This window comes from Saccharothrix luteola, from assembly GCF_020859565.1.
Lineage (GTDB): Bacteria > Actinomycetota > Actinomycetes > Mycobacteriales > Pseudonocardiaceae > Actinosynnema > Actinosynnema luteola.
Map to the genome: position 1 here is coordinate 54398 of NZ_JAJHUO010000026.1, position 22156 is coordinate 76553.

Genomic DNA, 22156 nt, shown 5'->3' on the forward strand with positions numbered 1-22156 from the left:
GTGCGGGGACGCTGGTTGTTGGTGGCGAGCGTGCTCGCCGCGGTCGTGGTGACGGTCGCGACGACCACCGTGCTCATCCTGGTCGACCCCAGGCAGCCGAAGGCGGAGGCGATCAAGACCGGCGGGCTGGCCGGCGGCGCGATCGTCGCCCTGTACGCGCTGTGGCTCAACGACCGCAGGCGGCGCACCGAGGAGGCGCGCCACGACCTGGAGAGCGAGAAGCTCGGCCTGGAGAGCGAGAAGGCCGCCGACGAGCGGTTCGCGCGGGCCGTCGAGCTGCTCGGCAACGAGGCCGACCAGGTCAGGGTGGGCGCCATGCACGTGCTCGCGGGCTTGGCCCACACCACGCCGCGCTACAAGCAGACCGTGCTGAGCGTGCTGTGCGCGTACCTGCGGCGGCCGTTCGAGCACGGGGCGATCGACGAGAAGCCCGAGAACCCGGACCAGGCGTTCTTCGGCAAGAAGCGCGAGGTCGAGCCGGCTCACGACCACGAGATGACCGTCCGGATGACCGCGCAACGGCTCATCACGGACATGCTGCCCTGGGGCGAGGACCCGGACGAATCGCCGTACCAGCTCGACCTGACCGGGGCGAAGCTCGTGCACTTCCGGCTGGAGGGCCGCCGGTTCGGCCGGCTGGTCGCCCGTCGGGCGCAGTTCTACGGGATCACGCAGTTCGAGGAGGCCGAGCTCGGCAAGCCCGCGCTGTTCTCCGGCGCCACGTTCCACGGTCGGGTTAACTTCCGGGACGGGAAGTTCGACGGCGGCATCTCGTTCCAGGACACCACGTTCAAGGGGGAGGTCAACGTCACCGGTGCGCGGGTCGGCACGTTCCTGCACGTGTCGCCGCAGCCGCCGGCGCAGCTGGTCGGCGTGCTCGAAGTGCTGGCCGGCACCGCGTTCCGCAACGACCCCGCGGGCTGGGCGCTAACCGGCGACGGGCAGCCCCCGGCCGGCCTCCAGGACCATGTCCAGCAGGACTGACGCCGCCGCGCTCACCGTCGGCGCCGTCACCACCGCGGTCTCGGCGGTCGGCGCGTCGACCAGCTCCACGAACCGCGCCCGGGTCTGCTTGGCCGCGAACGACGCCGGCACCAGCGCCACGCCGAGGCCGAAGCCGACGAAGTCCAGCAGCGAGTGCACGTCGTTGACCTCGACCGCCACCTTCCGGTCCACGCCGGCGGTGGCCAGCGCGCGGTCCACGTCGTCGCGCGTGCCCCAGTCGGGGTTGAAGTCGACGAACGGCTGACCGGACAGCTCGGCCAGCCGCACCGACTCCCGTTCGGCGAACGGCAGCTCCGGCGCGCACGCCAGCACCAGCGGTTCACTCGACAGGGTGGACACCGACAGGTCGTCGGCCACCCGCCCGGACGTGACGAACGCGAGGTCCAGCCGGCCCGCGCGGACCGAGTCGACCAGTTCGCCCGAGCCCGCCTGGCGCAACCGCAGCTCGACGCCGGGGTGCAGCTCGTGGAACCGGGCCAGCACGGCGGGCAGGTGCACGGCGTGCAGGCACTGGATGCTGCCGACGGCCAGCGTGCCGCGCAGCAGCCCCTGCACGGCGGCCACCGCGTCACGCGCGGCGTCGATCGTGCCGAGCACGCGCCGCGCCTCGGCCAGCAGCGCGCGGCCGGCCTGGGTCAGCTCGACCTGCCGGGTGCTGCGCACGAACAGCGGCGCGCCCAGCTCCACCTCCAGCGCCCGGATCGACGCGGAGAGCCCCGACTGGGCGACGTGCATGCGCCGCGCGGCGCGCGTGAAGTGGCACTCCTCGGCCACGGCGACGAAGTACTCGAGCTGCCGGAGTTCCACGATTCATCACCCGTACTGCTGAATGGCATCAGCTTCTTCTGTTGGACAGCTTAATGCCTACCGCCCAAGCTGGGCGTGCACAAGGACACGCGAGGTCGCGGAGCAGTGGCGATCCGACACAGGAGGTAATACCCACCATGCTGACTCGCCGAATCGGAGGGGTCGAGGTCAGCGCCATCGGCCTGGGCGCGATGCCGATGTCGCTCGAAGGCCGGCCCGATCGCGACCGGGCGATCGAGACGATCCGCGCCGCCCTGGACAAGGGCGTCACGCTGATCGACACGGCGGACGCCTACTCGGCCGACGACCGCGACTTCGGGCACAACGAGGAGCTGATCGCCGAGGCGCTGAAGGGCGTCGACGGCGTCATGGTCGCCACCAAAGGCGGCCACACCCGCGTGCCCGGCGGTGGTTGGGAGGTCGACGGGCGCCCGGAGTACCTGAAAGCGGCGTGCGAGGCGTCGTTGCGCCGCCTCGGCGTGGACGCGATCGACCTCTACCAGTTCCACCGGCCCGACCCGGCCGTGCCGACCGCCGAGTCCGTCGGCGCGCTGGCCGAGCTGCTGGACGCGGGCAAGATCAAGCTGGCGGGCGTGTCGAACTTCGACCCCGCGCAGATCCGCGAGGCGAACGACGTCCTCGGCGGCCGGTTGGCGAGCGTGCAGAACCAGTTCTCGCCCGCGTTCCGCTCCAGCGAGCCGGAACTCGAGCTGTGCGCCGAGCTGGACATCGCGTTCCTGCCGTGGAGCCCGCTCGGCGGCATCAGCGCGGCCGGGCAGCTCGGCACGCGGTTCGGCGAGTTCGCCGAGGTCGGCCGGGCGCACGGGGTGAGCCCGCAGCAGGTGTGCCTGGCGTGGATGCTCGCCAAGGCGCCCCAGGTCGTGCCGATCCCGGGTTCGTCGCGGCCGGCGAGCATCGCCGACTCGGCCGACGCCGTGCACCTGCGGCTGTCGGAGGAGGAGCTGAACCGCCTGGACGGGTGACACGTGCGGATGCGGCAGCGGACGTCCGGCCTGACGATCTAGGCCGGACGTACCAGCACTGCCGACCGAATGGGGGCCTTGATGGCGGCGCACACCCGACTGCACACCTTGATCACCCGACTGGGTGTCCTCACGATCACGTTGGCGATCGTGCCCGCGCCGGGCGCCGACGCGCTGCCCGAAGGTTCCGCGGACCACTTCGCGGGCTCGCAGATCGCCAAGCACGAAGGCGGCGACCGCGCGGCGCGGCTCCGCCCGGACGGCTCCGTGCCCGGCATGGACGTCAGCAGCCATCAAGGCGACGTCGACTGGGCCGGGGCGTGGGCCGACGGCGCGCGGTTCGCCTACGTCAAGGCGACCGAGGGCACCGGGTACCGCAACCCGCACTTCGCCCAGCAGTACAACGGGTCCTACGACGTCGGCATGATCCGCGGCGCGTACCACTTCGCGCTGCCGGACCGGTCGGACGGCACGGCGCAGGCCGACTTCTTCGCGGCCAACGGCGGCGGCTGGTCGCGTGACGGCAAGACGCTGCCCGGCGCGGTCGACCTGGAGTACAACCCGTACGGCGACACGTGCTACGGCCTGAGCCAGGTCGCGATGGGCGCCTGGGTGCGCGCGTTCAGCGACCGCTTCGTCCAGCGGACCGGCAGGCACCCGACCATCTACACGTCCACGAGCTGGTGGAACCGGTGCGTCGGCGAGGCGGACCGGTTCGGCGACACGAGCCCGCTGTGGGTGGCGCACTACGCCGACGAGCTCGGACCGCTGCCGCACGGGTGGGACTACCAGACGATCTGGCAGTGGCAGGCCGCCGGGCTGTTCCCCGGCGACCAGAACCTCTTCAACGGCAACGACGAGCAGTTGCTCAGGGTGGCACTCGGGTAGCGACGTTGCTCCGTTTTCGTGACTAATTAACAAGAACCTTGGTGAATTGGTTAGAGGTGCAGGACACTGCCCAACGAGTCAACTCCCTGCACTGGCTCGAGGAGTCACCCATGAACAACCTCGCACGCACCGCGACCGCTCTCCTGACCGCCGTCGGACTGGCCGTGCTCGGCTTGACAGGCACCGCGCAGGCCGCACCCGTCGTCGAAGACCACGCCATGGGCTCGCAGATCGCCAAGCACGAGGGCGGCGGCGGCCGGCGCATCGCCATCCCGACCGACCCGAGCGCCCAGGCCGTCGTGTACGGCATCGACGTCAGCGGGCACCAGGGCAACGTCGACTGGAACTACTGGTGGGGCCAGGGCAAGCGGTTCGCCTACGTCAAGGCCACCGAGAGCACCACCTACCGCAACCCGTACTTCGCCCAGCAGTACAACGGGTCCTACAACGTCGGCATGATCCGCGGCGCGTACCACTTCGCGCTGCCGGACCGGTCCGCCGGCGCCACCCAGGCCGACTACTTCGTCAACAACGGCGGCGGCTGGTCCCGGGACGGCAAGACCCTGCCCGGCGCGCTGGACATGGAGTACAACCCCTACGGCTCCACGTGCTACGGGCTGTCCAAGGCGAGCATGACGGCGTGGATCAAGGCGTTCAGCGACCGCTACCACGCCCGCACCGGCCGCTGGCCGGTCATCTACACGTCCACGAGCTGGTGGAACCAGTGCGTGAGCGGCGACTTCAGCTCCACCAACCCGCTGTGGGTCGCGCGCTACGCGTCCACCGTCGGCACCCTGCCGTACGCGTGGCCGTTCTACACGTTCTGGCAGTACTCGTCCTCGCCGATCGACCAGAACCTGTTCAACGGCGCCTACGACCGGCTCCAGGCACTGGCCAACGGCTGATCACGAGGTGGCCGGCCGGGTCGTCCCCGGCCGGGCCCGCCGACCCCAGGGGCACCGCCCCCGGGGCCGGCCCCCCCCAGGCCCGGGTTTCCCCGGGGGGGGCGGGGGGCGCCCCCCCCGCCCCCCCACTCCTCGCTCAGTCGAACAGCGCCGGGAGCGTGCCCTCCCAGGCCTCGCGCAGCTCGGCCAGCGGCAGCGAGCCGAGCCCCTGGATCTCCAGCGCCTCGGACTCCGGGTCGACCACGCCGACCTTGCGCCACGGCAGGCCGCGCGCGGTGCACATGTCGGTGAACCGCAGCTCCTCCGTGCGCGGCACGGCCACCAGCACGCGGGCCGTCGACTCGCTGAACAGCTCGGTGAACTTGTCGCCCTCGAGGAACACCCGCGCGCCGACCTCGCCGATCAGGCACGTCTCCACCAGCGCCTGCGCCAAGCCGCCGTCGGACAGGTCGTGCGCGGCGGACAGCATGCCGTCGCGCGAACCGGCCACCAGCACCTCGCCCAGCAGCTTCTCCCGCGCCAGGTCCACCTTCGGCGGCAAACCGCCCAGGTGCCCGTGCACGACGTGCGCCCACTCCGAGCCGCCGAACTCCTCACGCGTCTCGCCGAGCAGCAGCAGCGTCTCGCCGGCTTCCGCGCCGATCCCCGTCGGGATGCGGCGGCGGACGTCGTCGATCACGCCGAGCACGCCCACCACCGGCGTCGGCAGGATCGCCGTCGAACCGGTCTGGTTGTAGAAGCTGACGTTGCCGCCGGTCACCGGGATGCCCAGCTCGACGCACCCGTCCGCGAGGCCCTTCACGGCCTGCTCGAACTGCCACATCACCGCCGGGTCCTCCGGCGAGCCGAAGTTCAGGCAGTTCGTCACGGCGACCGGCGTCGCGCCCGTGGTGGCCACGTTCCGGTACGCCTCGGCCAGCGCCAGCTGCGCGCCCGCGTACGGGTCCAGCTTGGTGTAGCGGCCGTTGCAGTCCGTGGACAGCGCCACGCCCCGGTTGGTCGACTCGTCGATCCGGATCATGCCCGAGTCGGCGGGCTGGGCGAGCACCGTGCCGCCGCGCACGTACCGGTCGTACTGCTGGGTCACCCACCGCTTCGACGCCAGGTTCGGCGACGCGGCCATGGACTTGACCAGCGGCAGCAGCTCGTCCTCGGCGGGACGGGCCAGCCGGTCCGGCACGTCGGCCTGCACCGCGTCCTGGTCGGCCGGGCGCTCGATCGGCCGGTGGTACACCGGGCCCTCGTGCGCCACCGTGCGCGGCGGCACGTCCAGCACGACCTCGTCGTGCCAGGTGATGACCAGCCGGTCGCCCTCGGTGACCTCGCCGATCTCGGTCGCGATGACGTCCCACTTCGCGCAGACCGCCATGAACGCGTCCAGGTCCTCGGGCCGCACGACCGCGCACATGCGCTCCTGCGACTCGCTGGAGAGGATCTCCGCCGGCGTCATGCCCGACGCGCGCAGGGGCACCCGGTCCAGGTAGACGTGCATGCCGCCGTCACCGGCGCTGGCCAGCTCCGACGTGGCGCAGGCCAGGCCCGCGCCGCCGAGGTCCTGGATGCCGACGACGATGCGCTCGGCGAACAGCTCCAGGCAGCACTCGATCAGCACCTTCTCGGTGAACGGGTCGCCGACCTGCACGCTGGGCAGCTTCTTGCGCTTGCCCGCCGTGTCGTCGAACGTCTCGCTCGCCAGCACGGACACGCCGCCGATGCCGTCCAGGCCCGTGCGGGCGCCGAACAGGATCACCTTGTTGCCGGTGCCCGAGGCGTGCGCCAGGTGCAGGTCCTCGACCCGCATCGCGCCCACGCAAAGGGCGTTGACCAGCGGGTTGCCCGCGTAGGTCGCGTCGAACACGACCTCGCCGCCGATGTTGGGCAGGCCCAGGCAGTTGCCGTAGCCGCCGACGCCCGCCACGATGCCCGGCAGCACGCGCCGGGTGTCGGGCGCGTCGGCCGGCCCGAACCGCAGCGGGTCCATCACGGCCAGCGGACGCGCGCCCATCGCGAGGATGTCGCGCACGATGCCGCCCACGCCCGTCGCCGCGCCCTGGTACGGCTCGACGTAGGACGGGTGGTTGTGGCTCTCGGCCTTGAACGTGATCGCCCAGCCGTCGCCGATGTCGACCACGCCCGCGTTCTCGCCGATGCCCGCGAGCATCTTCGAGCGCATCTCGTCGGTGGTCGTGTCGGAGAAGTACTTCAGGTGCACCTTGGACGACTTGTAGGAGCAGTGCTCGCTCCACATCACCGAGTACATGGCCAGCTCGGCGTCCGTGGGGCGGCGGCCCAGGATGTCCTTGATGCGGGCGTACTCGTCGTCCTTCAGGCCCAGCTCCTTGTAGGGCTGCTCCTGGTCGGGCGTGCTCTCGGCGTGCTTGACGGTGTCGACGGTCATCAGGCCTTCACCACCGAATCGACGAGGGACAGGAACATGCCGAGGCCGTCGTCGGTCGGCCCGGTGAGCGCGTCGATCGCGTGCTCCGGGTGCGGCATCAGGCCGACGACCCGGCCGTTGGCGCTGGTGATGCCCGCGATGTCGTTGCGCGAGCCGTTCGGGTTCTCGCCGACGTAGCGGAACACCACGCGGCCCTCGCCCTCCAGCTCGTCCAGGGTGGACCGGTCGGCCTGGTAGCCGCCCTCGCCGGACTTGAGCGGGACGAGGATCTCCGCGCCCTGGTCGTACCGGCCCGTCCAGGCGGTGGAGTTGTTCTCCACCTTCAACCACTGGTCGCGGCACACGAAGTGCAGCTTGTGGTTGCGGATGAGCGCGCCGGGCAGCAGGTGCGCCTCGCAGAGGATCTGGAAGCCGTTGCAGATGCCCAGGACCGGCATGCCCTTCTTCGCCGCGTCCACGACTTCCTGCATGACCGGGGCGAACCGGGCGATCGCGCCGCAGCGCAGGTAGTCGCCGTAGGAGAACCCACCGGGCACGATGACCGCGTCCACGCCCTTCAGGTCGTGGTCGGCGTGCCAGAGCTTGACCGCCTCCCCGCCCGCATACCGGACCGCGCGCTCGGCGTCGACGTCGTCCAGCGTGCCGGGGAACGTGATGACCCCGACCCTCATGCCTCGACCCGCCTCACGACCCAGTCCTCGATCACGGGGTTGGCGAGGAAGGTCTCGGCGATCTTGGCGAGCGTGGCGTCGTCGACGTCGTCGGCGACCTCCAGCTCGAAGTGCTTGCCCTGGCGGACAGAGGTGATTCCGTCGAACCCGAGACGGGGCAGCGCGTTGGCCACCGCCTGTCCTTGCGGGTCGAGGATTTCGGGCTTCGGCATGACGTCGACGACGACTCGGGCCACGACAGGCTGCTCCAAGCTAGGAGGGCTGGCGGTACTCGCGGAGCCTACCTGACCTGTGTGTTCATCAACTTCGCACGTGGTGGGCAGCACACGTTCACCTCGAATCACCCGATCGTGATGCGGCGTTTCAGGCCCGGTTCCTGCTAACCTGATCGCAGCCGAGGCTGTTGAGCCAAGGAAGTGAGCGCGGTCCCCCTCCCGGACGGTTGGGCGGCCGCGCTTCGCGCTGTCTACGGCCAATCGAGCCTGATCACGGAACCGATCATGGGTGCCACACGCCGAGCCCAGTCCCCACCTGCGCCATGGCACCACGCGGCCATGTCCGCCAGCCACAGAAGCGGTTCGTCCACGCTGTCGACATGCTCGTAGACAAGCAGGCTCTCACCAGGACGCTTGTTCAACACGCGGCGAATGGTCTGCGCGTCGAATTGATCCCGGTTCTGGCGACTATCGAAGACCAACCGGTGCCCGTCCAGGTCGAGCAGGTCTTCCGTCAGTCGCGACAGGCCCTCCTGGCGAGCGCGTTCTTCCCCTTGACGGCAACTCGTCCGGTAGATGTCGACCCGAGCCCCGGACTCGACCAATCGCGACAGCAGCAGCTTGCGGCGTGACTGCTTCTCATTGTAGAAGTGCAGTTCCCGCTGGCCCGGGAACAGCAGGCCGCGAAGCCCTGACCTCAAGCGCCTGAGATCTCCGGGGCCGGACTATGGCGGCGGCCAGGTAGTACGTGTCGTTTCGTCGGGACTCGTCCACGAATGCGTGCACACTCACGGTGGTTCATCGGCGCTGCTCCGCCGTTACTCAAACCGTTCCGCCCGAACGTGTGTTCGCTCGCCCCAGTGGTCCAAATAACGAGCGGGATTCACTCGTCAGGAATTTGATTCGTGGCGCATTGCTTCGCTAAGGTCAAGGCAGCCGAGGCTGTTGAGCCGAGGAAGTGAGCACGGTCCCCCTCCGGACGGTGGGCGGCCGTGCTCGCGCCATTTTCCGGCCAAGTCGGGCGTTCGCTATGGGCGGACGTGGTGGCGGGGGACGGGCCGGCACCGCAGGGTGGGGACCATGCGCATCCTGGTGCTCGGCGGAACGGTGTTCCTCAGCAAGGCGACGGCCGCCGAAGCGGTGCGGCGGGGGCACGAGGTGGTCTGCGCGGCACGCGGGGAGTCCGGCCGGGTGCCCGACGGCGCGGTGCTCGTGCCGGTGGACCGGGACGTCGACCTCGGGCCGCTGGAGGGCTCCCACTTCGACGCCGTGGTGGACGTGGCCAAGATGTCGGTCACCTGGGTCCGCCGGGCGCTGGGAGCCGTGACCGCCGACCACTGGACGTTCGTCTCCAGCTGCTCGGTCTACGCCGACCACTCCGTCCCCGGCGCCACGGCCACCCTGGACCCGCTCGAAGACGACGCCGACGCCCCGATGTCGTCCGACCGCTACGGCGCGATCAAGGTGGCCAGTGAGCACGCCGTGCTCGACGCCGTCGGCGACCGCGCCTTCATCGTCCGCGCCGGCCTCATCACCGGCCCCGGCGACCCGAGCGACCGGTTCGGGTACTGGCCGGGCCGGCTGTCCCGGGGCGGCCGGGTCGCCGTTCCCGACGTGCCCGACCAGCCGGCGCAGCACGTCGACGTGCGCGACCTCGCCGCCTGGGTCGTGGACGCCGCCGAGCAGCGCACCACCGGCACCTACGACGCGATCGGGCCGGCCAACCCGTTGTCGCTGGTCCTGGGCGAGATCGCGGGAGCCGTGGCGCCGCCGGGCACCGTGCTGGTGCGCATACCCCAGCCCGTCCTCCAGCGGCACGAGGTCGAACCGTGGGTGGGGCCGCGGTCCCTGCCGCTGTGGTTGCCGCCGACGCACCGGGCGATGATGTTCCGCGACGCGGGCCCCGCGCTGGCCGCCGGGCTGCGGGTCCGACCCACGGCCGAGACGGCGGTGGACGCGTTGGCGTACGAACGGGCCCTGGGCCTGGACCGCGCCCGACGCGCGGGCCTGCCGCCGGACGTGGAGGACGCGCTGCTGCACGACGTGGGCTGAGCGACCGGCCCCGAACCGGCGTAGAACTCCCCTCGGGGAGCGGAAGACGACAAGGAGCGCTCATGCTGATCGCCCACTTCGGGCACTCGTGCCTGCTGGTCGACACCGGCGCCGCCCGGCTGCTGTTCGACCCGGGCGCGTTCTCGTCGGGCTTCGAAGTGGTCGACGGCCTCGACGCGATCCTGATCACGCACGAGCACCGCGACCACGTCGACCCCGCCAAGCTGGCCGCCGTCCGCGCGGCCAACCCCGGCGCGCGCCTGATCGCCCCGTTCGACCTCGACGGCGCCGAGATCGTCAAGCCCGGTGACGCGCCGGAGTTCAACGGCACGGTCGTCGACGTCCTCGACGCGCCGCACGAGGTCATCCACGACCAGATCGAACTGCCGGTCAACGTCGGCTACCTGGTCGACCACGGCGCCTTCTACCACCCCGGCGACTCGCTGACCGTGCCCGGGCAGCGCGTCGACGTCCTCGGCCTGCCCACCGCCGCCCCCTGGATGAAGGTCTCCGACGCGGCGCACTTCCTGGCCGAGGTCCGCCCGCGCAAGGCGGTGCCGATCCACGAGGCGATCCTGGCGCAGACCGAGATCTTCTACCGCGTCCTGGTCGGCACCGCGCCCGAGGGCGTCGACGTCGTCGTGCTGCCCCGGGGCGAGGCGGTCGAGCTGTAGGTCGTCGGCGACGCGCCGTGGTGCAGAGCCAGGTCGACGGCCTCCAGCAGCACCTCGCGCGGCCCGAGCCGGTCCAGGTCCGCCGCGTCGACGCCGATCCGCACGAGCCCGCCGCGCCGAGCCGCCCGGCCGACGCCGAGCAGGTAGCTCCAGTGCTCGCCGACCATCCGCACCCGGCCCGGCCGCACGTCGCCGGTGCGCAGGTCGCGCACGCCCGCCATGTCGGCGCACACCGCGAACCGGTGCCGCCGCAGCGCGACCACGGTGCCCGGTGACGCCAGCCAGCCCGGCGGCGCGAACAGGTCCGTGGCCAGCCCCAGCCGGGCCACCGCGGCACGCGCGGCGACCAGCCGGAGGCCGGCTTCGTGCGCGGGCAGCGCGGAGAACTCGGCGCGGCGGCGCAGCGACACGGCCCGGTGCGTCGGGTCCGGCTGGTGGTCGAAACCGTGCAGCACCAGCGCGTCGCCGGCCGCGACCCGGCTCAGCACCCAGTCCAACGCCGCGCCGGGCACGGCCTTGCGCGGCGCGAAGAGCAGCGACAACGGCACCCGCCGCCGGTCGAGCTCGGCGGCGAGGCCGGCGCACCGGGCGAGCGTGCTCGGCCCGATGCCGGACAGCGAGACCACGAGTTCGGCGACCATGCCACCCAGTGCGCCGCACCGGTGTGTCGCCCGCTCCAAGACGAGGTGACGACCGGGTGCGGAGCCGGCGAACTATTCGGGACCGGGCCAGTCCGCGAACGAACGACCGGTGATCCGCTCGTACGCCTCCACGTAGCGCGAGCGGGTGGCGGCCACGACGTCCTCGGGCAGCGCCGGCGGCGGGGTGTCGGACGCCCGGTCCCAGCCGGAGGCGGGCGAGGTCAGCCAGTCGCGCACGTACTGCTTGTCGAACGACGGCTGCACGCGCCCCGGCTCGTACCCGTCCAGCGGCCAGTACCGCGACGAGTCCGGCGTCAGCACCTCGTCGCCGAGCACGAGCGCGCCGGACCGGTCCAGCCCGAACTCGAACTTCGTGTCCGCCAGGATCACGCCGCGCGACCGCGCGTACTCGCGCGCCGCGCCGTAGACCTCCAGCGTGACGTCACGCAGCCGGGCCGCCAACGAGGCGCCCACCTGCGCCTCGACGTGCGCGAACGACACGTTCTCGTCGTGCGCGCCGAGCTCGGCCTTGGTGGCCGGCGTGAAGATCGGCGGCGTCAGCTCCGACGCCTCCACCAGCCCGGACGGCAGCTCGACGCCGCACACCGACCCGTTCTGCCGGTACTCGGCCATGCCCGACCCGGTCAGGTAACCGCGCGCCACGCACTCCACCTGGACCATCTCCAGCCGCCGCACCAGCAGCGCCCGGCCGCGCACCTCGGCGGGGATGCGCGGGTCGTCCCACGACACCAGGTGGTTGGGCGCCAGGTCCGCGAACCGCTCGAACCAGAACACGCTCATCGCGGTGAGCACCCGTCCCTTGTCCGGGATCGGGGTGGTCAGCACGTGGTCGAAGGCGGAGATCCGGTCGGACGCCACGAACAGCAGCAGGTCGTGGTCCACCTCGTGGATCTGGCGGACCTTGCCTGCGGCGACCTGCCGGTAGTCAGCGAGCTTGGGCACCGCCGAAGCGTACTTGTGCCGGCTCCTGGGACGCCCTTCCCACCTGCGGCAAGATTCAGCCCATGCGTGCACCCGGACTGATACTCGCCGTGACCGCCGTCCTCGCGGTCGCCTGCGCTCCAGCGGACGAGACCACGAAGCCCACCAACCAGGTGGACGGCGTGGCCTGCACGAAGGACAAGCTGCCGACCCTCACCCCGGGCAAGATCACCTTCGGCACGGACCAGCCCGCGTACGAGCCGTGGTTCGTGGACGACGACCCGACCAACGGCAAGGGCTTCGAGTCCGCGATCGCCTACGCGCTGGCCGAGGAGCTGGGGTACGCGAAGACCGACGTGGTGTGGACGCGGGTCCCGTTCAACGCGGCCATCCAGCCGGGCCGCAAGACCTACGACATGGACCTGAACGAGTTCTCCATCACCGAGGAGCGCAAGCAGGCCGTCGACTTCTCCGCGCCGTACTACGACGTGGACCAGGCCGTGATCACGCTGAGCAGCTCCAAGGCCGCGTCGGTGAAGACGCTGGCGGAGCTCAAGCGGGTCAAGATCGGCGCGCAGGTCGGCACGACCAGCTTCGACGCCGCCCAGCGGTTGCAGCCCGAGGAGGACGTCGCGGTCTACAACACCAACGACGACGCGAAAGCCGCGCTGCGGGCCGGGCAGATCGACGCGCTGGTGGTGGACCTGCCGACCGCGTTCTACATCACGTCGGCCGAGCTGGACGACGGCGTGATCGTCGGCCAGATCCCGGCGGGCGACGGCAAGCCCGAGCAGTTCGGCATCGTGCTGGACAAGGGCAGCCCGCTCACCGCGTGCGTCTCGACGGCCGTGCAGAACCTGCGCGCCGACGGCACGCTGACCAAGATCGAGCAGGACTGGCTGTCGTCCGCGGGCACGGCACCCGAGCTGAAGTGACGAGCGAGCTGCAACGGGAGCGCTTGGCCTACAAGCGCTCCCGTGCGCGGCGGTCCACCCTGGTCGCCCTGCTGTCGACCACCGTGTTCGCCGTCGCGGTCGGGGTCACCGTCGCCGGCGCGCCGGGGTGGCCGCGCGTGCGGCAGTCGTTCTTCGACGTCGAGATCGCGTGGCGCTCGCTGCCCTCGATCCTCGAAGGGCTCTGGCTGAACCTGCGCGTGCTGGCGGTGTGCGGCGTGCTGATCCTGGTGCTGGCGCTGGTCGTGGCGACGTTGCGCACGCTGCCCGGCCCGGTGTGGTTCCCGCTGCGCGCGCTGGCCACGGTGTACGTGGACCTGTTCCGCGGCCTGCCGCTGATCATCCTGCTGTACCTGGTCGGGTTCGGCCTGCCCGCGTTGCGGCTGACCGGCGTGCCGAACGACTTCGTCGTGCTCGGCGGCGCGGCGCTCGTGCTCGCGTACACCGCGTACGTGGCCGAGGTGTTCCGCGCCGGCATCGAGTCGGTCCACCCGTCGCAGGTCGCGGCGGCCCGGTCGCTCGGGCTCGGTCCGCGCAAGACGTTGCGGCTGGTCGTGCTGCCGCAGGCGGTGCGGCGGGTCATGCCCGCGCTGCTCAACGACTTCGTGGCGCTGCAGAAGGACTGCGGGCTGATCTCCGTGCTCGGCGCGGTGGACGCGGTGCGCGCGGCGCAGATCGAGCACGCCCGGGCGTTCAACTTCACCCCGTACGTGGTGGCGGGGTTGCTGTTCGTGCTGCTCGCGGCGCCCACGGCCCGGTTCGCCGACGCCATGGGCCGCCGGCTGGAACGCCGTCAGGGGGGACGATGACCGAACCGGTGCTCAGCGTGCGCGGTGTCGTCAAGCGCTACGGCGACCGCACCGTGCTGGACGGGATCAACCTCGACGTGCGCGAGCACGAGGTCGTGACCGTGATCGGGTCGTCGGGGTCGGGCAAGTCGACCCTGCTGCGGTGCGTGAACCTGCTGGAGGAGCTGGACGACGGCCAGGTGCTGCTCGACGGCCTGGACGTGTCCGACCCCCGGGTGGACGCCGACGTGGCACGGCGCGGCATGGGCATCGTGTTCCAGGCGTTCAACCTGTTCCCGCACATGAGCGTGCTGGACAACGTCACCCTCGCGCCGCGCGTGGTGCACGGCGTGCCTCGCGAGGAGGCGGAGCGCAACGCCCTCGACCTGCTCGACCGGGTCGGCCTCGCGGACCGCGCGCGCAGCTACCCGGAGCGGCTGTCCGGCGGGCAGCAGCAGCGGGTGGCGATCGCGCGGTCGTTGGCCTACTCGCCGCGGTTGCTGCTGCTGGACGAGATCACCAGCGCGTTGGACCCGGAACTCGTCGGCGAGGTGTTGTCGCTGGTCAGAGAGCTGGCGGTGGGCGGCCGGACGATCCTGATGGCCACCCACGAGATGGGTTTCGCCCGGCAGGTCGCCGACCGGGTGGTGTTCCTCGACGGCGGCAGGCTGGTCGAGTCCGGACCGCCCGAGCAGGTGCTCGGCGAGCCCGTGCACCCGCGCACCCGGCAGTTCCTCCGGCGGATCATCGAGGCCGGCCGTCTCTAGGCCGCTCGGCGGACTCCGCTTGGGGTATCGGACGAGTGACCCCTACTCTGCTTGGCGTGGTCCATCCGAAGGCATTCGTGGCCCCCGTCGCGGCGAGCGGCGGGCTGCTCCTGCTGCTGCTCACGGGCGCCTGCGCCAAGCCGTCGGCGAGCCCGGAGCCGGTGGTGCTCCCGACCGCCTCCAGCTCGGCTCCGGTGACCTCGATCCCGGCGGTGGCGAACATCTCGGTGCGCCCGGCGGTCACCACCACGACGCCGCCGCCACCGCCACCTCCGACGGTCGCCGCCACGACCGAACCGCCGCCGCCCCCGGTGCAGGTCCAGCCGACGGCCAGGCCGACGGCCGAGCCTACGACGACCCCGCCCCGGTTCGACCAGGTGGCCCTGGAGGGCTTCCCGTGCGACGAGAAGGGCGCGACGGCGGTCGACCCGGCGGGCCGTGAGCTGGTCTGCGAACCGAACCGCCGGGGGCGCCTCACCTGGGACAGAGTTTGATTGCCGCTGCTCCGCAGACGGCGGCGAGGTCGCGCGAGCGGGTCTAGACAGGTTCGGCGGGTCTAGAGGATGGGCTCCGGCACGTAGCCGGCGGCGGCCGGGTACTCCGCCAGCACGTCCTCGACCTGCCGCACCACGTCCGCGACCTGGTGCTCGGCCACGCCGGTGAACGACAGGCGGTCGGCCAGCAGGCCGTCCAGGGCGGCGCGGTCCAGCGGCAGGCGCTCGTCGGCGGCGAGCCGGTCCAGCAGGTCGTTCTCGGCCAGGCCCTGCTCGCGCATGGCCAGCGCCACCGCGACGGCGTGCTCCTTGATGGCCTCGTGCGCCGTCTCCCGGCCCACGCCCGCCCGCACCGCCGCCATCAGCACCTTCGTGGTCGCCAGGAACGGCAGGTAGCGGTCCAGCTCGCGGGCGACGACGGCCGGGTAGGCGCCGAACTCGTCCAGCACCGTGATGAACGTCTCCAGCAGCCCGTCGAAGGCGAAGAACGCGTCCGGCAGCGCGACCCGGCGCACCACCGAGCACGACACGTCGCCCTCGTTCCACTGGTCGCCCGACAGCTCGCCGACCATCGACAGGTGACCGCGCAGGATGACCGCGAAGCCGTTGACCCGCTCGCACGACCGGGTGTTCATCTTGTGCGGCATCGCGCTGGAGCCGACCTGGCCCGGCTTGAAGCCCTCGGTGACCAGCTCGTGGCCCGCCATCAGCCGGATCGTCTTGGCCAGCGACGACGGTCCCGCGGCCAGCTGCACGAGGGTCGAGACGACGTCGAAGTCGAGCGACCGGGGGTAGACCTGGCCGACGCTGGTCAGCACGGTGGTGAAGCCGAGGTGGCCCGCGACGCTCCGCTCCAGCTCGACCAGCTTGTCGCGGTCGCCGTCGAGCAGGTCGAGCATGTCCTGGGCGGTGCCGACGGGGCCCTTGACGCCGCGTAGCGGGTAGCGGGCGATCAGCTCGTCCAGCCGGCGGAACGCGGCCAGCAGCTCGTCCGCCGCGGTGGCGAAGCGCTTGCCGAGCGTGGTGGCCTGCGCGGCGACGTTGTGCGAGCGGCCCGCCATCACCAGGTCGGTGTGCTCGGCGGCACGGCGGGCCAGGCGCGCCAGGACGGCCGCCGTCTTGCCGCGCACGTGCTCCAGCGACCGCAGCACCTGCAGCTGCTCGACGTTCTCGGTGAGGTCGCGCGAGGTCATGCCCTTGTGCACGTGCTCGTGCCCGGCCAGCGCGTTGAACTCCTCGATGCGCGCCTTCACGTCGTGCCGGGTGACGCGCTCGCGCTCGGCGATGGAGGCCAGGTCGACCTGCTCGACCACCCGCTCGTAGTCCGCGACGGCCTCGGCGGGCACGTCGATGCCGAGCTCGGCCTGCGCCTTGAGCACGGCGAGCCACAGCCGCCGCTCCAGCACGACCTTGTGCTCGGCGGACCACAGCGTGGCCAGCCCGGTGGAGGCGTAGCGACCGGCGAGGACATTGGCGATGCGGGGCTTGACCGTCACGTGACCAGCTTATTTCGCCCGGACGGGCGACCCGACGCCGGGGAGCGTCAGGGCAGGGCCAGGTTCGGGTCGGTGGCCAGCCGCACCAGCTGGTCGACCGTCAGCGCGACCCTCGGCAGCTCCGAGCCCGCACCCGGGTCGTACCGGTAGGCGGTGACCTGCACGACCGAACCGTCCGCGCGCTGGTGCACCACCGCGCGGGACAGCACCACCTTGGTGGCCGGGTCCCCGGTCACGCCGGCCGCGAACCGGGTGCCGTCCTCGCGCCACTGCGGTTCGTCGCACTCGACCTCGTCGCAGAACCGGTCGAAGGGGTCCCGCCCCGAAGGCGCGGTCAACCGCACCACCACCCCGCTCGGACCGACCCGGTCGATGAACTGCACGATCGCGCTGAAGTGCACCGGATCCGCGTCCAGCACCTCGTTGACCTGCACGGCCGTCACCTTCGCCTCCGGCACGACCTCGACGAACCGCCCGGTCAGGTAGCCGGAGAGGAACGACTTGACGCCGGGCGCGGACACCGACGCGGTGGTGGACGGCGACGCGGTCGTGGGCAGCGGTGCGGTCGTGGGCGGCGGTTCGGCACCGGGGGACGGTGCCGGGGACACCGCGGTCGTCAGCACCGGCCCGCTCGCCGCGTCGACCACCGTCCGCTGCTCCAGCACGCCGGGCAGGGTCAGCACCGTGCCGGTGAGCGCGAGCGTCACCAGCGCCACGGCCACGAGCGCGCGCCGCCGCCTGCGCTCGTGCCTGCCGCGCTGGATCAGCTCGTCCGCGTCGAAGTCCAGCGGCGGCTCGTCACCGACCGCGGCCCGCAACCCCTCCCGCAGGTCTGCCTCGCTCATGACGCCACCACCGCCCCTCGCTGGAGTTCCTCGACCGCCACGCGCAGCGCCACCAGCCCGCGTGCCGTCTGGCTCTTGACCGTGCCCTCGGTGCAGCCCATCGCCACCGCGACCTCGCTCACCGGCAGGTCCTCGAAGTACCGCAGGACCAGCACGGCCCGCTGGCGCGGCGGCACCCGCAGCAGCGCCGCGTGCACCAGGTCGCGCGCCCACAGCCGCTCGCCCGCCCGGTCCGGGTCCGCCGCCGCGTCGGCGACGTCGGGCAGCTCGCCGTCCCGCTGCTCGGCCCGCCGCCACGGTCTGCGCTTCTCGTCCAGCCACGTGCGCAGCAGCACCTTGCGCGCGTACCCCGACGCGTTGTCCCGCCACTCGATCCGGTGCCACGCCTGGTACAGCTTGAGCAGGCTGGCCTGCATCAGGTCCTCGGCCGTGTGCCAGTCGCCGCAGAACAGGTACGCCGTGCGCCGCAACGACGCGGCGTGGCCCACCGCGAACTCACGGAAGCCCTGCTCCTCGGCCTTGCGCATGCGATCCGGTCCCCTTCCGCGCCCCACCCCCTTCCACGCGGCGGGGTGTCAGCGGGGTTGCATCGACTTGCCGAGCATCCGCCGCGCGGCGGCCCTGGGGTCCGGGCTGATCTCGATGAGCGCGTTCACCACGGCGCCGTCGACCAGCGCGATCAGCTCTTCGACGCGTTCGCGGCTGACCGGCTGACCGGCCCGGGCGAAGATGTCGAACAGCAGGGAGTGCAGTTCGCCGGACATCCGGCGCATCAACGGCCGCAGGTAGGGCCGCCTGCCCGTGGCGACGAGGCGTTCGTAGCGCAGCAGGACGGCTTCGGCGTCGCGGTCGCCGGGCGGTCCGAGCAGCAGGTCGAGCACGAGCTCGACGAACGCGTCGCCGCCGCACTCGCGCGGGTCCAGCTCGTCCAGCCTGGCCTTGCCGTAGGCCAGCTCGGCGTTGCCCTGGAACTCCAGGGCCGCGGTCACCAGGTCGTCGAGCGAGTCGAAGTAGTACGTGGTGGAGGCCAGCGGCAGGCCCGCGCGCTCGGCGACGGCGCGGTGCCGGATCGCGTCGAAGCCGCCGTCGACCAGGAGGCCGGCGGCGGCTTCGACCAGCGCCTGGCGCCGGCGTTCGCCCTTCGGCGTTGCGGCTGTCATTGCAGGAAAGGTACTAGTGCCCGCCGCCGGCCAGGTTGAGGCCGATGACACCGCTGACGATGAGGCCGAGGGAGACCAGCTTGATCGTGCTGACGCCGTCGCCGAGCCAGATCATGCCGATCACGGCGGTGAGCGCCGCACCGATCCCGGTCCACACCGCGTACGCCGGTCCGGCGGGCAGCTGCTTCATGGCCCACGCCAGCCCGGCGAAGCTGATCAGCGCGAACACCGCGAACGCCACCGTCCACCACAGCCTGCTGAAGCCGTCGGACAGCTTCAGCGCGACCGCCCAGCCCGCCTCGAAGAAGCCGGACACGATGAGCACGGCCCACGCCATGACGACCACCTCCCAATCTGGCACAAACGTACCAGATTTGTGGTACGCCGGTACCGGAATGGCCGGTGATCCCGCTCTCCGCGACTGCTAGAACCGGGCGGCGAGCCGTTCCGCGAGCTTCGCCAGGTCGTCCGTCAGCGGACCCTCCGACGAGCCCTGCTCCGGCCGGCTGAGCACGTACAGCTCCCGGCCGTCGGACGTCTCGGCGCTCGCGTACGCCCGCGAGTCGGCCGTCACCAGCTCGGCCGTGCCCGCCGGTGCGAGCACCGCGGACACCGTGCCGTAGACGCTGCCGTCGCGCACCAGGAAGCTCGCGCCCCGCGCGTCGGTCGGGCAGTCGGCCACGGCGGGCGCGGCCTGGTCGGCGTTGGCGACCGAGAGCTCGTCGGCGAGGGCGACGGCGAGCTCCCGGTCCACCTCAACGCACCCGCGTTGGGCGCTGCCGGTCGCGGTGCGACCGGCGCTCCCCCATGGCTCGTCCCCCTGCGTAGACGGGTCATCGGGGATGCTCTCGGGCGGATTTCCACCGCTGCGGTCCGACGGCGCGTCCTTCGACCGCACCTCCGGCTCGCCGGCGCTGAAAGGAGTGACGTTAGGGGACGAAGCCCGCTCAGCGGAACCCGCGGCGGTCGAGTCGCCGCTCGTGGTCCCCCAGAGGTTCGCGGTGACGGCCAGGCCGCCGAACACGAGCACGAGCGCGATGGCGGACCCGACCGCGATGCCCGACCTGCGCCGGGCGGTCGCGCGCGCCGAGGCGGACCGGACGGCGTCCACGTCGAAGGACGGGGGCGGCGCGTCCCGGGCCGCGTCGCGGAACAGCTCGCCGAGCTTCTGCTCGTCCACCTACCTCCTCCTCCCGCTCACGACGCCGGCCGCAAGTCGTCGATCGTGTCGCCCAACGCGTCGCGGAGGGCTGCCAGTCCCCTCGAGGTCTGGCTCTTCACCGTGCCTTCGGAACACCCGAGCGCCTCGGCCGCCGCCGCGACGTCCAGGCCCTCCAGGAACCTCAGCACGAGCACCGCCCGCTGCCTCGGCGGCACCCGCCGCAAGCCCGCGACCAGCGCCTCGCGCGTCGCCACCGAGTCGGCCACCTCGCCGTCGCCCGAGGGCTGCTCCGGGACCTCGTCCACGAAGCGCTCCCGCCGCCACGGCCGGCGCGACTCGTCGATCACCGCGCGCACCAGGGTCCGGCGGACGTAGGCGTCCAGGGCCTGCTTGTCCCGGACCTTGCGCCACCTGCGGTGCAACGCGACGAACGCGGTCTGCGCGAAGTCGTCCGCCCGGTGCCAGTCACCACAGAGCAGGAACGCCGTTCGGCGCACGGCCTCCCGGCGAGCCACGAAGTACTCCGCGAACTCCTGCTCGTCGCGCTGATCCACGCGGACTCTCTCCGCTCGTCGTGCTTGCACTTACCGGACGGAACCGACGGCGCCCACGGTTGCACGCCGGTTCACCGAGACTTGCGTCACCCCCATCGTGGTACGGCCGACACGACCGGGTCAGGGCTTGCGCGGTGTGATGTGATCCATTCGTGACCCAGCTCTCGCCACTCGACTTCCGCTCCGACACCGTCACCCAGCCGGATGAGGCCATGAGACTGGCGATGTCCGGCGCCGAGGTCGGCGACGACGTGCTCGACCACGACCCGACCATGCGCCGACTCGAAGAACGCGTCGCGGAGCTGTTGGGCGTCGAGGCGGCGCTGTGGGTGCCGTCGGGGTCGATGGGCAACCTGATCGCGCTGACCGTGCACCTGCGGCCCGGCGACCGGTTCCTCGCGCCGCGCGGCGCGCACGTGCTCGACAACGAGCTCGGCACGGCGGCGTGGATCGCGGGCGGGATGCCGCACCCGTTGGAGTGCGACGCGGGACCCGGTCGGGCGTCACCCGACGCCGTGCGTGCGGCGGCGGGGACGTCCGGGCCGTACTACACGCTGCGCACGACGCTCCTGTGCCTGGAGAACACGCACAACGCGGCCGGCGGGGCCGTGACGCAGCCCGACGAGCACGCGTTGCTGGTGTCCGCGGCACGGGAGACCGGCCTGCGCGTGCACCTCGACGGCGCGCGGTTGTGGAACGCGGCCGTGGCGCTCGGGCTGCCGCCCGCGGCGTTGGCGGTCGGGGTGGACACGGTGCAGGTGTGCCTGTCGAAGGGGCTCGGCGCGCCGGTCGGGTCGGTGGTCGCCGGGTCGTCGTCCTTCGTCACGGAGGCGCGGCGGGTGCGCAAGATGCTCGGCGGCGGCGTGCGGCAGGGTGGCGTGCTGGCCGCCGCGGGGCTGGTGGGGTTGGGTCGCATCGACGACCTCGCGCACGACCACGCGAACGCCCGCACGTTGGCCCGCGGACTGACCGAGCTCGGCTGGCAGGTGGACGAGCCGGAGACCAACATCGTCCTGGCGGGCGTGCCGGACCTGGAGGTGACGTTGACCGGGTTGCGGCACCTGGGCGTGTTCGCCGGGCCGATGGCGGGCAAGGTGCGGTTCGTGCTGCACCGCGACGTGAACGCGGACGACGTGGCCGAGGCGTTGCGCCGGATCGGGTCGGCGAGCTGACGTGCGCTGGGTGGTGTTCGACTACGGCGAGGTGATCAGCGAGCCGACCCGGGAGCTGCCCGCGCTGGCCGCGCTGCTCGGGGTGTCGGTCGAGGACTTCTCCCGCGGGTACTGGACCGCGCGGGACGCCTACGACGAAGGTCAGTCCGACCTGGAGTACTGGCGCGCGGTCGGAGCCTCCGTGGACGTGGCCGTCGACGAGGCGCTGGCCGGGCGGCTGACCGAGGTGGACGTGCGCGGGTGGTTGCGGCCTGCTCCCGGCGCGGTGGAGCTGGTGGCCGAGCTGGCGTCGGCGGGCGTGCCGCTGGCGCTGCTGTCGAACGCGCCCGTGTCGTTCGCGCGGACCGCCGAGCGCGAGCCGTGGACCAGGCACTTCCGGCACCTGGTGTTCTCCGGCGACCTCGGCGTGGCCAAGCCGGACCCGCGGATCTTCGCCGCGTTGGCGGAGCGGGTCGGTGCGCGGCCGGCGGACTGCGTGTTCTTCGACGACCGGCAGGTGAACGTGGAGGGCGCGGTCGCGGCGGGGCTCCAGGGCGTGCTGTGGCAGGGACCCGTGCACGCGCGGCAGGTGCTCGGGGCTTAGC

The 22156-nt window shown here is 72.1% G+C and carries 26 protein-coding genes; 12 read left to right on the forward strand and 14 right to left on the reverse strand.

Annotation, left to right across the window (positions count from 1 at the left end):
- Entirely contained in the window at nt 1-984 is a 984-nt protein-coding gene (locus LNK82_RS32540) for a pentapeptide repeat-containing protein (RefSeq protein WP_230570735.1), read from the forward strand.
- Here the strand turns inward: LNK82_RS32540 and LNK82_RS32545 are convergent.
- Complete coding sequence (locus LNK82_RS32545) at nt 928-1812, reverse strand: LysR family transcriptional regulator (protein ID WP_308257359.1); 885 nt, start codon at nt 1810-1812, stop codon at nt 928-930. The genes LNK82_RS32540 and LNK82_RS32545 overlap by 57 nt on opposite strands.
- A gap of 137 nt (nt 1813-1949) precedes the next feature.
- Here LNK82_RS32545 and LNK82_RS32555 point away from each other — a divergent pair, with 137 nt between their 5' ends.
- The 3 genes from LNK82_RS32555 to LNK82_RS32565 all read left to right on the forward strand — a co-directional run bounded on the left by LNK82_RS32555 (nt 1950) and on the right by LNK82_RS32565 (nt 4588).
- Nucleotides 1950-2795, forward strand: a complete 846-nt coding sequence (locus LNK82_RS32555) for an aldo/keto reductase (RefSeq protein WP_230570736.1) — start codon at nt 1950-1952, stop codon at nt 2793-2795.
- 81 nt (nt 2796-2876) lie between these two features.
- Nucleotides 2877-3683, forward strand: a complete 807-nt coding sequence (locus LNK82_RS32560) for a lysozyme (RefSeq protein WP_230570737.1) — start codon at nt 2877-2879, stop codon at nt 3681-3683.
- Nucleotides 3684-3793: 110 nt separating this feature from the next.
- Nucleotides 3794-4588: a lysozyme gene (locus LNK82_RS32565; RefSeq protein WP_230570738.1), complete on the forward strand. Its 795-nt coding sequence runs from the start codon at nt 3794-3796 to the stop codon at nt 4586-4588.
- Between the two features lie 136 nt (nt 4589-4724).
- On the opposite strand, the gene purL is transcribed toward LNK82_RS32565, so the two are convergent.
- From purL to LNK82_RS32585, 4 genes are all read right to left on the reverse strand, one after another.
- Nucleotides 4725-6986 (reverse strand): phosphoribosylformylglycinamidine synthase subunit PurL, encoded by a 2262-nt coding sequence (purL, locus tag LNK82_RS32570; RefSeq protein ID WP_230570739.1) that lies wholly within the window; start codon nt 6984-6986, stop codon nt 4725-4727.
- A complete protein-coding gene (gene purQ, locus LNK82_RS32575; RefSeq protein ID WP_230570740.1) occupies nt 6986-7657 on the reverse strand; it encodes a phosphoribosylformylglycinamidine synthase subunit PurQ in 672 nt (223 codons plus the stop codon). The genes purL and purQ overlap by 1 nt, the downstream gene beginning before the upstream one ends.
- Nucleotides 7654-7893, reverse strand: a complete 240-nt coding sequence (gene purS, locus LNK82_RS32580) for a phosphoribosylformylglycinamidine synthase subunit PurS (RefSeq protein WP_033428368.1) — start codon at nt 7891-7893, stop codon at nt 7654-7656. The genes purQ and purS overlap by 4 nt, the downstream gene beginning before the upstream one ends.
- Before the next feature lie 230 nt (nt 7894-8123).
- Nucleotides 8124-8573 carry a hypothetical protein gene (locus tag LNK82_RS32585; RefSeq protein WP_230570741.1) on the reverse strand — a complete coding sequence of 150 codons (450 nt, stop codon included), beginning with the start codon at nt 8571-8573 and terminating at the stop codon, nt 8124-8126.
- 379 nt (nt 8574-8952) lie between these two features.
- Here LNK82_RS32585 and LNK82_RS32590 point away from each other — a divergent pair, with 379 nt between their 5' ends.
- Together LNK82_RS32590 and LNK82_RS32595 are read left to right on the forward strand one after the other, a co-directional pair.
- Nucleotides 8953-9924 (forward strand): Rossmann-fold NAD(P)-binding domain-containing protein, encoded by a 972-nt coding sequence (locus LNK82_RS32590; RefSeq protein ID WP_230570742.1) that lies wholly within the window; start codon nt 8953-8955, stop codon nt 9922-9924.
- 62 nt (nt 9925-9986) lie between these two features.
- Nucleotides 9987-10598: an MBL fold metallo-hydrolase gene (locus tag LNK82_RS32595; protein ID WP_230570743.1), complete on the forward strand. Its 612-nt coding sequence runs from the start codon at nt 9987-9989 to the stop codon at nt 10596-10598.
- Here LNK82_RS32595 and LNK82_RS32600 read toward each other — a convergent pair.
- Both LNK82_RS32600 and LNK82_RS32605 read right to left on the reverse strand, forming a co-directional pair.
- On the reverse strand, nt 10520-11239 hold the full coding sequence (locus LNK82_RS32600; protein ID WP_230570744.1) for a DUF2334 domain-containing protein: 720 nt from the start codon (nt 11237-11239) through the stop codon (nt 10520-10522). The genes LNK82_RS32595 and LNK82_RS32600 overlap by 79 nt on opposite strands.
- A 72-nt stretch (nt 11240-11311) precedes the next feature.
- Nucleotides 11312-12202, reverse strand: coding sequence for a phosphoribosylaminoimidazolesuccinocarboxamide synthase (locus tag LNK82_RS32605; protein WP_230570745.1), 891 nt, complete (start codon nt 12200-12202; stop codon nt 11312-11314).
- 62 nt (nt 12203-12264) lie between these two features.
- On the opposite strand from LNK82_RS32605, the gene LNK82_RS32610 reads away from it, so the two are divergent.
- The 4 genes from LNK82_RS32610 to LNK82_RS32625 are packed head-to-tail and all read left to right on the forward strand — an operon-like array spanning nt 12265 to nt 15183.
- Nucleotides 12265-13116 carry an ABC transporter substrate-binding protein gene (locus LNK82_RS32610; RefSeq protein WP_230570746.1) on the forward strand — a complete coding sequence of 284 codons (852 nt, stop codon included), beginning with the start codon at nt 12265-12267 and terminating at the stop codon, nt 13114-13116.
- Entirely contained in the window at nt 13113-13943 is an 831-nt protein-coding gene (locus LNK82_RS32615; protein ID WP_230570747.1) for an amino acid ABC transporter permease, read from the forward strand. The genes LNK82_RS32610 and LNK82_RS32615 overlap by 4 nt, the downstream gene beginning before the upstream one ends.
- A complete protein-coding gene (locus LNK82_RS32620; protein ID WP_230570748.1) occupies nt 13940-14689 on the forward strand; it encodes an amino acid ABC transporter ATP-binding protein in 750 nt (249 codons plus the stop codon). Before LNK82_RS32615 ends, LNK82_RS32620 begins: the two co-directional genes overlap by 4 nt.
- 56 nt (nt 14690-14745) lie before the next feature.
- Entirely contained in the window at nt 14746-15183 is a 438-nt protein-coding gene (locus LNK82_RS32625; RefSeq protein WP_230570749.1) for a hypothetical protein, read from the forward strand.
- A 62-nt stretch (nt 15184-15245) separates the two neighbouring features.
- Here the strand turns inward: LNK82_RS32625 and purB are convergent, their stop codons facing one another.
- The 7 genes from purB to LNK82_RS32660 form a co-directional block, all read right to left on the reverse strand.
- The gene (purB, locus tag LNK82_RS32630; protein ID WP_230570750.1) at nt 15246-16679 is read right to left on the reverse strand and encodes an adenylosuccinate lyase; all 1434 of its coding nucleotides are present in this window, start codon (nt 16677-16679) and stop codon (nt 15246-15248) included.
- Nucleotides 16680-16726: 47 nt separating this feature from the next.
- Nucleotides 16727-17524 (reverse strand): hypothetical protein, encoded by a 798-nt coding sequence (locus tag LNK82_RS32635; RefSeq protein ID WP_230570751.1) that lies wholly within the window; start codon nt 17522-17524, stop codon nt 16727-16729.
- Nucleotides 17521-18051, reverse strand: a complete 531-nt coding sequence (locus LNK82_RS32640) for an RNA polymerase sigma factor (RefSeq protein ID WP_230570752.1) — start codon at nt 18049-18051, stop codon at nt 17521-17523. Before LNK82_RS32640 ends, LNK82_RS32635 begins: the two co-directional genes overlap by 4 nt.
- 48 nt (nt 18052-18099) lie before the next feature.
- Nucleotides 18100-18684, reverse strand: coding sequence for a TetR/AcrR family transcriptional regulator (locus LNK82_RS32645; RefSeq protein WP_230570753.1), 585 nt, complete (start codon nt 18682-18684; stop codon nt 18100-18102).
- A gap of 13 nt (nt 18685-18697) precedes the next feature.
- Nucleotides 18698-19021, reverse strand: a complete 324-nt coding sequence (locus LNK82_RS32650) for a DMT family transporter (protein ID WP_230570754.1) — start codon at nt 19019-19021, stop codon at nt 18698-18700.
- A gap of 87 nt (nt 19022-19108) precedes the next feature.
- Nucleotides 19109-19864, reverse strand: a complete 756-nt coding sequence (locus LNK82_RS32655) for a hypothetical protein (RefSeq protein WP_230570755.1) — start codon at nt 19862-19864, stop codon at nt 19109-19111.
- Between the two features lie 17 nt (nt 19865-19881).
- Complete coding sequence (locus LNK82_RS32660) at nt 19882-20400, reverse strand: SigE family RNA polymerase sigma factor (RefSeq protein ID WP_230570756.1); 519 nt, start codon at nt 20398-20400, stop codon at nt 19882-19884.
- Nucleotides 20401-20552: 152 nt separating this feature from the next.
- Between LNK82_RS32660 and LNK82_RS32665 the strand changes: the two genes are divergently transcribed.
- Entirely contained in the window at nt 20553-21572 is a 1020-nt protein-coding gene (locus LNK82_RS32665) for a threonine aldolase family protein (protein ID WP_230570757.1), read from the forward strand.
- A gap of 1 nt (nt 21573) precedes the next feature.
- On the forward strand, nt 21574-22155 hold the full coding sequence (locus LNK82_RS32670; RefSeq protein WP_230570758.1) for an HAD family hydrolase: 582 nt from the start codon (nt 21574-21576) through the stop codon (nt 22153-22155).
- The last annotated feature ends 1 nt before the right edge of the window (nt 22156 follow it).

Coding starts and splice junctions, on each gene's coding strand:
- LNK82_RS32555 (WP_230570736.1), top strand. CDS start 1,950: ATGCTGACTCGCCGAATCGGAGGGGTCGAGGTCAGCGCCATCGGCCTG.
- LNK82_RS32560 (WP_230570737.1), top strand. CDS start 2,877: ATGGCGGCGCACACCCGACTGCACACCTTGATCACCCGACTGGGTGTC.
- LNK82_RS32565 (WP_230570738.1), top strand. CDS start 3,794: ATGAACAACCTCGCACGCACCGCGACCGCTCTCCTGACCGCCGTCGGA.
- purL (WP_230570739.1), bottom strand. CDS start 6,986: ATGACCGTCGACACCGTCAAGCACGCCGAGAGCACGCCCGACCAGGAG.
- purQ (WP_230570740.1), bottom strand. CDS start 7,657: ATGAGGGTCGGGGTCATCACGTTCCCCGGCACGCTGGACGACGTCGAC.
- LNK82_RS32590 (WP_230570742.1), top strand. CDS start 8,953: ATGCGCATCCTGGTGCTCGGCGGAACGGTGTTCCTCAGCAAGGCGACG.
- LNK82_RS32595 (WP_230570743.1), top strand. CDS start 9,987: ATGCTGATCGCCCACTTCGGGCACTCGTGCCTGCTGGTCGACACCGGC.
- LNK82_RS32600 (WP_230570744.1), bottom strand. CDS start 11,239: ATGGTCGCCGAACTCGTGGTCTCGCTGTCCGGCATCGGGCCGAGCACG.
- LNK82_RS32610 (WP_230570746.1), top strand. CDS start 12,265: ATGCGTGCACCCGGACTGATACTCGCCGTGACCGCCGTCCTCGCGGTC.
- LNK82_RS32620 (WP_230570748.1), top strand. CDS start 13,940: ATGACCGAACCGGTGCTCAGCGTGCGCGGTGTCGTCAAGCGCTACGGC.
- LNK82_RS32635 (WP_230570751.1), bottom strand. CDS start 17,524: ATGAGCGAGGCAGACCTGCGGGAGGGGTTGCGGGCCGCGGTCGGTGAC.
- LNK82_RS32640 (WP_230570752.1), bottom strand. CDS start 18,051: ATGCGCAAGGCCGAGGAGCAGGGCTTCCGTGAGTTCGCGGTGGGCCAC.
- LNK82_RS32645 (WP_230570753.1), bottom strand. CDS start 18,684: ATGACAGCCGCAACGCCGAAGGGCGAACGCCGGCGCCAGGCGCTGGTC.
- LNK82_RS32650 (WP_230570754.1), bottom strand. CDS start 19,021: ATGGCGTGGGCCGTGCTCATCGTGTCCGGCTTCTTCGAGGCGGGCTGG.